This window comes from Chitinophagales bacterium, from assembly GCA_019694975.1.
GTDB lineage: Bacteria > Bacteroidota > Bacteroidia > Chitinophagales > UBA10324 > JACCZZ01.
The window spans coordinates 139,537-152,347 of the sequence record JAIBAY010000005.1 but is presented as its reverse complement, the minus strand read 5'-3'; the positions used below and the strand labels follow the sequence as shown (position 1 = coordinate 152,347).

Below are 12,811 nucleotides of genomic sequence, written 5' to 3'. Positions count from 1 at the left end.
ACCCAAGGAATCTGGAAACATTAATTGTTGATTATCGAAACATGTTCCTGTATGAAATGAATGAGAAAGCAATAGTTACCAGTATAAGTGAAGCTTTAACCAACACTACTTTTTCAGCAGATAGGTTAATTGTCCCAGGTGATAACTCTGATGATTGGTTCGGTTGAGAATAACATTCAGCCTGTTGCGGTGTGGTTCTTTGGCAAAATCTTCTTCCGACACGGCTGTATGCCTTGCAAACCAATCTTCCGGCGACAATTGATTCATCTGTTCGGTAAGCCGGGCATTCACCGATCGCCAGCATTCTTTAAGTATGGCGATGGATGGCATCCGCTGATTTGATTTATCCGGGTTGTCGATAAATGCAACATCCAGTTGCGGGTACATCCGTTCGCCTAAGCCGAGCAGTGGCAGCAATGCATCATTCACGGCGGTGAGATGGCCCAGCAGGTAAATGCCGGTATTGCGGCCCGCTGCCGTTTCAGCATGCAGCTGCGCATCGGAAAGTTGTTCCAGTAATTTATTCACCCTTTCATTGTGCGAATGCCATGCACTAAGCGCCATTTTAACAAAGAGTTCGTGTTTACTCATGATGTGTTTTATTGAATGTTGACTATTATCTTTTCCGGCAGCAGATGAAGTATTGCCGCAAAGTTAAAATGATTGCCATGAATATTCCGCATACGTTCTGTCAGTACAACCGGCCTGTGCTCTGATGCCAGCATCCGCTTTCACATTTTCAATATCAGCTGTGCGGTATAACTTCTCGGTGCTTCCAGCAATGCCGGCCTGATGGAGTATTCACGGTTAAAGGAGTTCTTGGTGATGAGCGATACGCGTATGTTATCAGTGATATTGTAGGAGAGCCGGAGGTCAACCACGTAGTCGCCGTGATGATGATTTTCGCGCCACGATTTCACGCCGGGAATGAATTCTGTCGGTTGTCCAAAAAGATATATGATCAGGGGATCATTGCCTTCAAAGAACGGATCAATATTAATCATGAAGCTGTTATAGCGTACTTCAACGCCCCAGCTGAATTTACGGTATGACTGATCAAGGTTGAATTTGATGGTAGTCCTGAAACGGTAATTGAGAATAGTGGATTGCTGCAGCGAGTCCTTGACTTCTTGTGTAAGGGTTTGATCATTATCGATGATGCTGTCGACAAATTCCTTTTGGTCTACATTGATGGGATTGATATAGGTGAGGCCTGCCAGCACATTCGTGGTCACACCAAAAAAAGATCCTTGCCCGACCATGGTAAATTCAAAACCGCTGATACGTGCATTTTCAATATTCACCGATTCGAAACCCAGGTAATTCAGATCGTATTCACCGGGTATGGGGTTGGGATGATAATAGCCGAACTTGAATTCAATCATATCATGGTAGCGTTGCATGAAGCCGGCCAAATCAGCATACCCCATCCAGTTACTGATTCTGAAAGCTTGTTTGATGCCGAGTTCTGAACTCCATCCGTTTTCCGGCTGCACTTCCGGATTCGGAAAAACTTTTAACGCACCAACGGAGGTATTCACAAATTTTTCTGCAATAGATGGGAAACGATAACCCTGCCCGAAGGAGCCACGGAGGAAGGTAGACGGTGTAAGTTCATAATTCAGTCCTGCACGGAAAACGGGATGAGAGTTTCCTTTTACGGAATCAACCCTGAACGTTTCATAGCGCAATCCGGCCAGAACGATCAGCTTACCGAAAGTTTTGTCAAGCTGTGTAAACAATGCCGAATTGCTGGCGGAATGATCTCCATAGAGTTCGGCATTTACCGCCGAATAGCTGGTTGATGCACCGGCCACCAGGTTCAGATCAAAACTAAAATGTTTGTGATACTGGTATTCGCCGTAGTAATAATTTGATACAGAGCCCTGGTCTGTATTGTTATTGTTTTTTGTATAGAAATAGCGAAACTTCAGATCGTGCTGATCACCCTTTCCGGAAAAATAGGTTACAAACGGATCAATGGTCATACGGGTATTTTTACCTTCCGAAATAGTAGTGGTGGCAGAATCAAGTCCGCCCAAAGCACGATAGGCGCCTGTAGTATCATCGGCCCATATAAAATAAGTGCCCGAATGGTAATACATATAATTGACGTTGATTCCTGCAGAGAGGCCATCAACTTTTTTAAACCTGTATCGCGTATTGGTATTGATGCGGCCACGGAGGTTATATTGCCCTTCGTGAAAACTATGGTCGTTATTGATGTTACCACCCGTAACAAGATCAAACTGCCCGAATTTGCGGCTGTGTAAAAAGCTGCCTCCGCCAAAATAAGGTTGCTGATTTCCCCACCATACTTTCCCCTTGTCCTGCGGGTTTTGATAGATGCCCTGGAAAGCCGTGATGTGTGTCTCCGGTACACTGGTGGGATAGCGTGTCCGCAGGTTGATGACACCATTTAATGCTGATGAACCGTATAAAACGGAAGACGCTCCTTTGATGATCTCTACCTGTTCTACATTCTCTACCGGAAGAAACTCCCATTTCACATCGCCTGCATCACCGGTAAGCTGCGGAATACCATCTACCAAAACCAGCACACGGCTGCCTGCTCCATAAGAGAAACCGCTGCCACCTCTCACATTGGCCTGGTTGTCTATCATCGTCATGCCGGGCACTTTCTGTATTGCTTCATCGAGATCAATGGTATTCGCATTAACAAGAAACTCGGGTTTCAGCACTTCCATTGATACGGTTTCTTTAGTAATGTTCTTTTCATACTTGCTCGCTGTTACCACTACCAGGTTAAGTTCATTCGCTACCTGGTTCATTTCTATGTTTTGTATGATGCTGTTTCCCGGCTTAATATTCAGCCGCCGGCTCTGATTCTCATAACCGAGATAAGAAAACACTGCAGTATATTCACCTTGCGGTAAGACGATATTGTATTTGCCTGCACTGTCGGTCACGGTTCCGTTGTTGTTTCCAAAACTGATACTGACGCCCATCATGGGCTCATGGGTGACAGCATCTTTCACGGATCCTGATACACTCACTTGCTGGCCTGATGCCGGCACACGGAAACATAGTGTTAAAGCAGCAATCAACAGTCCTCTTTTCAAATAGCTATATACCCGGTAGTCATACATTTTAAGCATGGAAGGGTTAATTTGAAATTAATGTCTGAATAAATAGGCTGACAATGCCGGTCAAGGTAAATTTTTTTGGAGAATTTTTGAAGTGGCAACGCAGTACTTCCCGGAACGTTTAACCAATGATGCCGGTCATGCCATTCCGGTTACCGACAGGCAGATCAGCAGGCAGCCATTTTTTTAGCATTGTACGATCATTTAACCGGTAATTGCAATATTCAATTCCTGAAGAAATTCTTATTTTTCATTATTCAAAATGTGGTCATGCAGCAGCCTGTTTTAATTATCCGTTTATTAAATCTTATCATGCTGATTTCCTGTGCTGGCAACCCGGCACCGACAGGAGAAGATGATGCAGCAGGCATTGAAAAGGACAGCGTATCAGCGTTCAGTGCTGATCACTTTCCCTATGATCTGGCACAGCCAGCTGAAAAAATCAAGTTACCTGAATCGCTGACAGAAATTTCAGGGATAGATTTATACAGGAAATCAAAAATGGTATGTGTGCAGGATGAAAAGGGAATAGTGTATGTCTATGATCTTGCCAAGGGAACGCTGAAAGAAGAGATCAGCTTCGGATCAAAAGGGGATTATGAAGGTGTTGCCAATGTGCACGATACCATCTGGGTTTTAAGCAGTGACGGCAACCTGCATCGCATCGTCAACTTTAATACAAAGCATCAAAAGACTAAAGAATTTGATACACCGCTCAACAAAGACAATGATACGGAAGGCCTGTGTTACGATGAAAAGAATAACCGCTTACTGATAGCCTGCAAGGAGAAGCCGGGTGCTTCGATGAAAGGCATGAGAGCAGTGTATGCATTTGACCTGCATTCAAACGCAATTGTAACTATACCTGCTTACACAGTGAAACTGGACGAAATCCGGCAGTTTCTGCAGCAGCACGATAAGGATAAATTCATGACCAATGAACTGCGTGCTTTACTGGATCCGGGCAAAGGTGATGTGACTTTCCAGCCATCAGAAATTCATGTTCACCCGGTGACAGATGAGTTGTACATACTTTCTTCGGTCGGAAAGTTGTTGCTCGTAATTAACCGTGACAATAAAATATTACACATGGTCAATCTCGACCCGTCTATGTTCAGGCAGCCAGAAGGCATGACTTTTTCGGATGATGGCACCATGTATATCGCAGATGAAGGCGGTAATGGTCATGGTAACATCCTGAAATTTAATTACAGGCCCGATGCGCCATCGAAGTAAATCGTTTGTTATGATCGCATTGCTGCAGTTGGTGATGCTGGCAGCCGGAGCGCAGGATCGCAACTACAGCGACAGCGTGATTGTGCGCGCAGCCAGTGATAAGTATCATGCCCAGTTTATCGGCAGATTGTTATTGGGTAATCACTATCGCGCAGTATGGTCGGCACCGATCAGCATGCAATACCTCGATATGCAGCATATGAAAGGCGGGCTTACACCGCTGAAACGCGGCGGCGGTTTTCAGACCTTATCACTGCGCCTGCTGGGTGGCGACAGCAATCAGTATGTGATACGCACCATTGATAAAGACCCTTCCAAAACTGTTTCAGGTGTTTTTCGCAACACCATTATAACTGATGCCATTCAGGATCAGATTTCCGCATCGCATCCATACGGATTCCTGGTAGCGGCAGAACTGGCAAAGCCCGCCGGCATTTATCATTCCAATCCAATGGTTTTGTATGTACCGGATGATCCGGCACTCGGCGATTTCCGCGAGGTATTTAAGCATCAGGTAGTATTGTTTGAGGAACGTGAACTCAACAATGCGGGCGTGGAAGAAGGACTGAGCGGCTTCAGAAAAGTGACAGGCACTTTTGATCTCTATAACATCCTCCTGAAAAGCAGCGACAATTTCGTGGATGAAAAATTTGTGCTGCGGTCGCGCTTATTTGATATGCTGATTGGCGACTGGGACCGTCATGAAGATCAATGGCGATGGGCGCAGTTCAACCTGCCCGACGGGCGGAAGATGTTTCGCCCGATACCACGTGACCGTGACCAGGCTTTCTTCAATTTCGACGGCATACTGCCTGCTTATGCCAGCCTGAATGTGCAGAGTACCCGGAAAATGCAACGTTACAAGTCAATGCCGCTCAGCACCAAGTGGTTCAACTATGGAGCGCGTTATTTTGATCACAACTTCCTGACGCGCATGACCCGTAGCGACTGGCTTCAATGCGCCGATACGCTGAGGCAATTATTGTCTGATGATGACATAGAGACTGCGTTCAGGATCTGGCCGGATACCATTTATAAACTTACGGCGCCTGAAATTATGCAAACATTAAAAGCGCGTCGCGACAACCTTCCGGCAATTGCCGGACAGTACTATGCATTCCTGGCCAGGAAAGTGACCGTTACCGGCACCAATAAACCTGACTATTTCGAAATCAAAAGAACAGATCCAGGGCAAACCGAGGTAACCGTTTATCAATGGAAGAATGGTGTTAAAGGCAGGCCATTCTATCAACGTACCTTCACGAAAAGCGAAACAGGCGAGTTGATTTTATATGGCCTCGGTGATGATGATTTTTTTGATGTATCCGGAAAATCAGGCCATAATACCTTGCTTAGGCTGGTAGGCGGAGAGGGAAGCGATAGTGTGGTTGACAGGAGCCAGACAGCTGGATGGGGCAAGCGCACGAAAGTGTATGACAGTGATGCGGGTAGCTACCTTAATGCCGGAACCGAAGCAAGCGATCATACTTCCGCGGATACGGTATTTAATAGCTACACCACCAGGAGTTATGAATACAATTTCAACGGCTTCTTTCCGGTGTTTGGTTACAATACCGATGATGGTGTATTTCTGGGTGCGAGTGTTACCCGAACTACGCAGGGATTCAAAAAATTTCCTTACAAATCAAAGCAGTCATTCGACGGCGAAGCAGCTATGAAAACCGGTGCTTTTCATTTCGGCTATAAGGGTGACTTTACAGATGTGATCGGTAAGTTGGATCTTAATGTGAGTGCGAATGTTTATGCACCGAACTACCGTCAGAATTTTTTCGGTTATGGAAATGAAACGAAACAGGAATTTCCTGTGGAAGATTACAAACTCCGGATCAATCAGATGCTGCTGTACCCGGCGCTGGAAGCAGGCGGGGAAGACGATGTGCGTTTTTTGTTCGGCCCCATCTATCAGCAGGCGCGGCTGTCACCTGATACAATTGATAATTTCAGCGAGGTCTTTCCTACACTCTCTGCTGATAATATTTCGCGCAAGCATTATCTGGGAATAAACACGCAGCTTACCTATCAGCCTTTCCGGAAGGATACCATGCCACGTTTTGAGACGAGTTTTTTAGTGAATACGGGTTACCTGAAACAGACAGAAGACAACACCGTCAATTTCGGTTTTCTGCGCGGATTCATTTCCCTGTATTATCATTTTTATGACCGGCATGGCGAACGGCTCGTGCTTGCAACACGCTTTGGAGGTGGCTATAACCTCGGCGACTTTGAATTTTACCAGGCCAATATTATCGGCGGAAGATCAAATCAAAATGTTCGCGGGCTGCGCGGAGAGCGGTTTTCCGGTCGCTCCGCTTTGTATAATAACCTGGAAGCAAGGCTTAAGCTATTTCACTTTAATGCGTATATTTTTCCTGCCGATATCGGTGTAATTGGTTTGCTAGACAATGGCCGTGTCTGGATTGATGACGACGCATCCAATGTGATACATACCAGTTATGGCGGTGGTGTTTGGCTGAATCCATTTGGGTTGGCTGTACTCTCGGCCACCTATGCCGTTTCTGATGACGAGCCACACGGACTATTTAATATCAAGTTGGGATGGTGGTTTTAACAAGCAGCTAAAAATCATATTTGTAACTCAACCCTGCTATATGCCTTTGCAGGGCATTGTTCACGTTCATCTCCTGGGTAAGCAGGTAATAAAGTTTCACTGCATGCTGTTTGGTGAAAGAATATTCAAAACCCGCGCTCAACCGGTATTGGTCGAATTCATTTCCTTCATTATAAAATGCATGATAGAATAATTCGCCGCTCACATATGGCTCCCATCTTTTATTGATACGGTAATTGACGGAAAGCTTAGGCCTGATGTAGTTTTCAGCAGGCTGATCATGCTGTATTTGGTGCAGGTAACGCAACCTTGGTTCTGCAGACCAATGCCCGGCTTCCACCTCATAGCTCACATCCAGCGAAACCCTGTGCGACACTGCATCCTGTGCCACAATGAAACGGTAGGAAGCTGCGACGTCGAGTTGCTTCCGCACTTTATACTTGCATCCGGCTTCCGTAAAGGTTGTTCCCAGTTGGGTAGAATTGTTCTTAAGCCGCAGCTCTTGCGAAAGCTGCAGATCAATCTTCTTGCTGATCTTCTTATTGATTTGCGCGCTGGTCCAGGTTTGAAAATCCTGCTCCTGTGCATGTACGGTTAAAATGCCCAACCTGCCGATAAAGAAGATCAGGATGACAGTGGTGCGGACAGGTGCGCTGATGCTCACGGCGGGCTATTCGAAATAATAGATCTTAATCCTTACGATGTCGCGCATAAAATCGATACGGCCGATCTCCACACGGTGCACATCAAGTCCGGTGCGGTCTTTCAGATCAGCGATAAGCTTGTCGTAATTTTCCGGCCTGATGTTTTCAATCTTTTCATATATCACCAGTTTATTGGAAGCAATGCGGACAAGCCAGATCTTTTCCAGGATATAGATTACTGAAACGATGAGAAGATTCGCGAATAAAATCTCCACGATGCTCACCTTTTCATTGCTGAGCGAGTTGATCACACCCACGCTGATTATGAGGAACAGGTAAGCCATGTCCATAATGCCGACGTTGAGTGTACGGTAACGCAAAATGGAAAAAACAGCAAAGAGGCCAAACGCCACACCGATCTCCAGCTGCGTATTGCGCATCATGTAGCAAAGGATGAAGATGATGATATTGAAGAGGAAATAGGTGAAGAGGTAATCTTTGTTTTTATGCGTCGGATAGTAGATACGCCTGATAATGATATAGGCAATCAGGAAATTAAAGGCAAACCGGAAGAGCAGGTCGAGCAAGTCAGCAGTATTCCAGAAAATATAGTCCGTGGCAAAAAGTACATCAGTCAGCAGCATTACAGATTTTGTTTAGTGCGGTTAATTTTGGCTTAAATCGGTTGTATTTGATACCGGAACAGGTGAGCAAGGTACCCAAACAATATTTACTGAATCCGGTGGGGAAGATACGGTTGGATTGCATCAGCTTCTTGAAAGCTGATAAGGAAGTGGAACGGTGTTGCTTCACTTCGGCTATCACCAGGTCATCCAGCGATTTCTCAGTGGTGTTATTACTGAAGTGAATCAATAAATCAATAGTGACTCTCTCGCGGTCTTTTTCATTGACCAGTGTGATGCGTGAAAAATTATTGGCGAGTTGCGGGAGCAGCGTAATATCCGGCCTGCCAAGCTGTGATTTTGCAAAATCAAGCTGTGCTGCCGTCAACTCCCTGCTGATACCTTCGGCACGCTGCCTCGACTTCAGTGTCTGCCCTTTATTGGTTTTTTTCTTTACCTCGAGGTAACTTTTGCTGGTATCAGTGTATCTTCTCAATCTCACTTTGAATCTGCCTGCTTTGCCGTTATGATGATCTGTATATGATTGCAGGGCTGGCGTGTCAAAATATAAATTCTCATACCTGAAAAGGGGCAACCCGTCAATTGTAAGCACTTTATAATACGGTTGCAGCTGCAGCAGAAATCCGGTTAGCAGCGAGCGGTTGAAGATGTACTTGCTGTCGAAGCGGCTCATCAGCTCCACGGCTTCCATTTCCCTGAGGCCTATTGATGAGAATCCTGCCATGCATTGCAAGATGTCATGCTTCACAGATACTGTCTCAGCGGTACTCATACCGGTATATTTTTTTCGATTTCACTTCACCATTTCTGTCCATAACTGTCTTGGAAATGCGGTTACCTTCATGATCATAAACAAAACCGGTAACTGTATCCACCTTGCCATCCGGCAGAAAAGAGGTTTCTCTCACCTTCATGCCCTGCTCATTGTATTCATAAGTGGTGTGCGATTTTATTTTAGTGTCATCATCAAACTCTATCTCTTCAATCACGTTGCCCTGTTCATCAAATGCCTGGAATGACTTCTTTCTCTCCGTTTCTTTCCCGTTTTTGTTTTCAATAACTACCTCTGTTACGGATTTTACTTTTCCAGGAAATGGTTTTGTCTGTGCCTGCGCCAAACAATTCCCCCAAAAGGTAAGCGACAACAAGAGGAGCGGAATAATTCTATGCATGGATTTGTTTAGCATCATCAGGTTGCCCGTGTGAGCAGGTTATTTTTTAAGAATAATATCATCCACCTCCACGGTAGCATGATTTTCAGTAATCTCAATGTGCTTTAGACTGGGTTCCACCGTTGATGCGCATGTGTCGCAGTCGGAATAGGCAAAAACGGTATAACTTCCTTTCTTCAGGTATAAAAATTCATAGGTGCCGTCATAGCTTGTACGGGTATCCAGTCCATAAAAATCATCATCGCCGAAAATCAGGTAAACGCGTTCTTCCGGAGCATAGTAAGATGACTGCAATACGCCTGCACCATTGTAATCATTGATAAATACTTTTCCCTTGATGGTGGAGGTACCGCCTTCGCCAGGCCCTTTCGTGCAGCCATTCATCCAGATTGTTCCGCTTAACAGGAAAAATAAATTGAAGATGGATGACGGTTTAAATTTCAAAGCAGATGACATTGTTAGTGAATGAAAAACTTTTGTGTCCACTGTTTAGTTGCAGATTGAATACTCAACAAAAAGATGCCGCCCGTTATATGACCTGTCTCTATCTCTGTAATTGGTGAAACTGCGCGCTGATAATACAACCTTTCGCCAAAAACATTAAAGAGCGTGATGGCATAGTCACGATAATTAACATTCGCCGGGAATACGATAGTCAGCTGCTCATTTTGCTGTGTGCAGCTAACTTCAATTGCAGCAGCGGAAGCAGCCTCAATGCCGACGTTACAGTCAGGGTTGTAAGCAACGCCAGGCGAGCCTTCAGGGCAACCGGTGAACCAATTGGTAAAGCTGTTCATGTTGCCGGTGGGGTTCAGCAATTCAAGGGTGTAGTCTCCTCCATCAGCACCTTCCGGCCAGTCACCGTCATCGTCGTACAGCACGGAAAAAGTAAGTTTGCCGGTATTCTTGTAAAGCCGTACCAACTCACCGTCATTACTGAGGTTGAAAATGAATGGCCCGATATAATTTGTAACGTCCGGATGACGCGTATTGAATTTCACAGGATCATGGACAAGCACCAATCTCGCACCGGCAGCAATCTGTGTGTTGTTGGGAAAGCTGTATGCATTGTCGTTGTTACTGTCGGTGAAGTGCCAGCCGGTGAGGTTGATACCGCTTCCTGAACGGTTGTATAACTCAATCCAGTCGCCGGCATCGAGCAATGTATCCGAATTATAATTGATTTCGGAAAACACGAGCGGATCATCACAAGGCGTAAAGGCTTTGCCCGGTGAGCCCAGCATGCAGCCCACAAACCAGTTTGATGATTCGCCGGGCGATTGCTGCGGATCCAGCAGTTCTAATGTGCGACCGGTGCCATCTGCCGCCGATGGCCAGGGCAGCGTGTCGGTATAATTCATATAAAGTTTTAATGCACCGGTATTATCGAACAGGCGCACTTCATCGGCATCATTTCCAAAACTAAAACTCATTTCGCCCAGGTAATTCGTCACGAGCGGGAATTGCTCTGTGAATTTTACCTGATCGTTTACCACGACAAGTCTGGCGCCTCCAGCAAGGTTACTTCCGGCAGGAAAAATAAAAGTGTTGGCACTATTATCATCTTTCAGATACCAGCCACCAAGGTCTATATTCGTTGTTCCATAGTTGAACAGTTCAACCCAGTTGCCTGAGTTGAGCGTAGAGTCTGAATTGTAATTAAGTTCAGAGAAGGTTATCGACTGCCCGTAAAGCAGCGGACACAGGTGGATAAACAACCATAGCAACAAAAGCAGACGACGAGGCATAATTTCTAATATGTGAAATTGAAAGTGAAACGGGAATCGGCGAATTTATCGAATTTAACCATAACTTAACAATGATACAGTCATGCATAATAAAAAGCTACTTTTGTCACTGCGTATTAAAGGTCATGGAGGTTACTGATCACATCTGCAAATTGTTAGCGTTCCAGGACAGGGTCGTCATTCCTGGATTCGGCTCACTTGAAGCCGCGTATGCACCGGCAACTATTCATCCAACCCAACATCTGTTTCAGCCGCCGCATAAGTCCATTTCATTTATTAAAGACACAGCCGTGCAGGATGATTATCTCGTGCAGTTTATTTCGCATGAGGAAGAAATCAGTTATCAGATGGCCGCTGGCAAAGTGAATCAGTTTGTCCTGAAAGCGGAAGAGGAGTTGCTGAAAAAGGGCAGTTACCTTGCTCCTGGCATTGGTAAATTTTATTTCGACATAGAGAAGCAACAACAGTTTCTTCCTGATACCACCAATAATTTCCTCTTAAGTTCCTATGGCCTGAGCGATTTTATCTCCAGACCTGTCTTACGCCCTGAAAATATTGCGGGCTATGCCAACCCGCAGCCTAAGGCGGAAAAGAAGAAGAAAAAATTTATCTGGTTCAGGTTCTGAGATGAAATGATACGAAGAATAAGTTAAAACCTCGGGCTATAAATTCTTCCCGCAGAAACGCCTTTCACACGCCCTGTAAATATGATCGACAACTCCGGGCCGCCGGCCAGCTGATTAATTTCTGAAAGGCTGCCTGTATTGAAATCATAACTTAATCCGAATGCCAGGTCCCCCATATCAATACGCAGCCTGGGGATTAAAGCATCACCTACACGGTAATAACCTCCGAGATATAATGCATAGTTGGCATTGCTGTTTTTTGCCAGCACGATTTTAAGATCAGTGCCCAGTAAAATTTCAGTGCTTTTGCCTTGTTGGAAAAAAGCGATGCGCGGCTGAATTTCCAGCATTGCTGAAATTGATTTTGCAAAGCCGGCATTGATGGCATACTTGCGGTGGATAACAGAAAGGTCGTTGCTGTAGTAAGACAGGGAAGGTTGATTAAGATGAAATACAGAACATCCTATGTTCAGATGCATGTTATCATTCATATAGTTGTATTCCATACCTGCTGACACATCAGGATAGCTTGCATTGTCTTTCGCAGGAATATCTGAATTGATTCCGCCATTGAAGTCTTCATCAAAGGTCATTTTTGACAGGTCGAAACTTGTGCTGGCGAAACCGCCCAGCAATCCAATCCCGAAGTAATGCGAGAAGTTGGAACCGAAATTCTTATGGAAGGACAATGCCGCTTCAAAACAGTTGGTGCTGTAATCTGCATCACCCGCCTTGTCGGCAAAATTCATGACGGCAAATCCGAATATATTATTCTTGTTTTTTCCGGCCGGTACGCTGATATCCAATGAGCCGGATAAGGTCTTGAAAGGTTGCGTGATATCCTTCCACTGGCTGCGGTAGATGCCTGCCAGCCGGTAATTATCTTTAAAAAAACCGGTGCGCGCAGGGTTGAGCAATAAAGGCATCTCGTACACCTGCGACAGATGACTGTCCTGTGCCTGCACAGCTACAGGGCAGAGCAACACCGCTGCAAGGCACAGATTCCATACTATTGATATGATGGTTATCCGGTTCAGTTTACAG

General features: G+C 45.3%; 12 protein-coding genes. 3 read left to right on the top strand and 9 right to left on the bottom strand.

Annotated features, from left to right (window positions below):
- Positions 1–105 precede the first annotated feature (105 nt).
- Both K1X61_11020 and K1X61_11015 read right to left on the bottom strand, forming a co-directional pair.
- Positions 106–591, bottom strand: a complete 486-nt coding sequence (locus K1X61_11020) for a DinB family protein (protein MBX7109168.1) — start codon at positions 589–591, stop codon at positions 106–108.
- Positions 592–731: 140 nt separating this feature from the next.
- Positions 732–3,119: a TonB-dependent receptor gene (locus K1X61_11015; protein MBX7109167.1), complete on the bottom strand. Its 2,388-nt coding sequence runs from the start codon at positions 3,117–3,119 to the stop codon at positions 732–734.
- 300 nt (positions 3,120–3,419) lie between these two features.
- On the opposite strand from K1X61_11015, the gene K1X61_11010 reads away from it, so the two are divergent.
- Positions 3,420–4,343 (top strand): SdiA-regulated domain-containing protein, encoded by a 924-nt coding sequence (locus K1X61_11010; GenBank protein MBX7109166.1) that lies wholly within the window; start codon positions 3,420–3,422, stop codon positions 4,341–4,343.
- 10 nt (positions 4,344–4,353) lie between these two features.
- Entirely contained in the window at positions 4,354–6,933 is a 2,580-nt protein-coding gene (locus tag K1X61_11005) for an outer membrane protein assembly factor (protein MBX7109165.1), read from the top strand.
- Positions 6,934–6,940: 7 nt separating this feature from the next.
- Here K1X61_11005 and K1X61_11000 read toward each other — a convergent pair whose 3' ends face one another.
- Genes K1X61_11000 through K1X61_10975 form a run of 6 tightly spaced genes read right to left on the bottom strand, consistent with a single transcriptional unit; the run spans position 6,941 to position 11,141 of the window.
- Positions 6,941–7,597 carry a DUF2490 domain-containing protein gene (locus tag K1X61_11000; protein MBX7109164.1) on the bottom strand — a complete coding sequence of 219 codons (657 nt, stop codon included), beginning with the start codon at positions 7,595–7,597 and terminating at the stop codon, positions 6,941–6,943.
- A gap of 6 nt (positions 7,598–7,603) precedes the next feature.
- Positions 7,604–8,221 carry a DUF4956 domain-containing protein gene (locus K1X61_10995; protein ID MBX7109163.1) on the bottom strand — a complete coding sequence of 206 codons (618 nt, stop codon included), beginning with the start codon at positions 8,219–8,221 and terminating at the stop codon, positions 7,604–7,606.
- A complete protein-coding gene (locus K1X61_10990) occupies positions 8,208–8,945 on the bottom strand; it encodes a polyphosphate polymerase domain-containing protein (GenBank protein MBX7109162.1) in 738 nt (245 codons plus the stop codon). Before K1X61_10990 ends, K1X61_10995 begins: the two co-directional genes overlap by 14 nt.
- Before the next feature lie 34 nt (positions 8,946–8,979).
- Positions 8,980–9,393 (bottom strand): hypothetical protein, encoded by a 414-nt coding sequence (locus K1X61_10985; GenBank protein MBX7109161.1) that lies wholly within the window; start codon positions 9,391–9,393, stop codon positions 8,980–8,982.
- A 39-nt stretch (positions 9,394–9,432) separates the two neighbouring features.
- Complete coding sequence (locus tag K1X61_10980) at positions 9,433–9,837, bottom strand: hypothetical protein (GenBank protein ID MBX7109160.1); 405 nt, start codon at positions 9,835–9,837, stop codon at positions 9,433–9,435.
- Between the two features lie 14 nt (positions 9,838–9,851).
- Positions 9,852–11,141: a lamin tail domain-containing protein gene (locus K1X61_10975; GenBank protein ID MBX7109159.1), complete on the bottom strand. Its 1,290-nt coding sequence runs from the start codon at positions 11,139–11,141 to the stop codon at positions 9,852–9,854.
- 152 nt (positions 11,142–11,293) lie between these two features.
- Here K1X61_10975 and K1X61_10970 point away from each other — a divergent pair, with 152 nt between their 5' ends.
- The gene (locus K1X61_10970) at positions 11,294–11,767 is read left to right on the top strand and encodes a hypothetical protein (GenBank protein MBX7109158.1); all 474 of its coding nucleotides are present in this window, start codon (positions 11,294–11,296) and stop codon (positions 11,765–11,767) included.
- A gap of 23 nt (positions 11,768–11,790) precedes the next feature.
- Here K1X61_10970 and K1X61_10965 read toward each other — a convergent pair whose 3' ends face one another.
- Positions 11,791–12,753: a PorP/SprF family type IX secretion system membrane protein gene (locus K1X61_10965; GenBank protein ID MBX7109157.1), complete on the bottom strand. Its 963-nt coding sequence runs from the start codon at positions 12,751–12,753 to the stop codon at positions 11,791–11,793.
- Between the last annotated feature and the right edge of the window lie 58 nt (positions 12,754–12,811).

Excerpts from the sequence above, each read along its gene's own strand:
- K1X61_11020 (MBX7109168.1), bottom strand. The coding sequence starts at position 591 with ATGAGTAAACACGAACTCTTTGTTAAAATGGCGCTTAGTGCATGGCAT.
- K1X61_11015 (MBX7109167.1), bottom strand. The coding sequence starts at position 3,119 with ATGCTTAAAATGTATGACTACCGGGTATATAGCTATTTGAAAAGAGGA.
- K1X61_11010 (MBX7109166.1), top strand. The coding sequence starts at position 3,420 with ATGCTGATTTCCTGTGCTGGCAACCCGGCACCGACAGGAGAAGATGAT.
- K1X61_11005 (MBX7109165.1), top strand. The coding sequence starts at position 4,354 with ATGATCGCATTGCTGCAGTTGGTGATGCTGGCAGCCGGAGCGCAGGAT.
- K1X61_10995 (MBX7109163.1), bottom strand. The coding sequence starts at position 8,221 with ATGCTGCTGACTGATGTACTTTTTGCCACGGACTATATTTTCTGGAAT.
- K1X61_10990 (MBX7109162.1), bottom strand. The coding sequence starts at position 8,945 with ATGGCAGGATTCTCATCAATAGGCCTCAGGGAAATGGAAGCCGTGGAG.
- K1X61_10985 (MBX7109161.1), bottom strand. The coding sequence starts at position 9,393 with ATGCATAGAATTATTCCGCTCCTCTTGTTGTCGCTTACCTTTTGGGGG.
- K1X61_10975 (MBX7109159.1), bottom strand. The coding sequence starts at position 11,141 with ATGCCTCGTCGTCTGCTTTTGTTGCTATGGTTGTTTATCCACCTGTGT.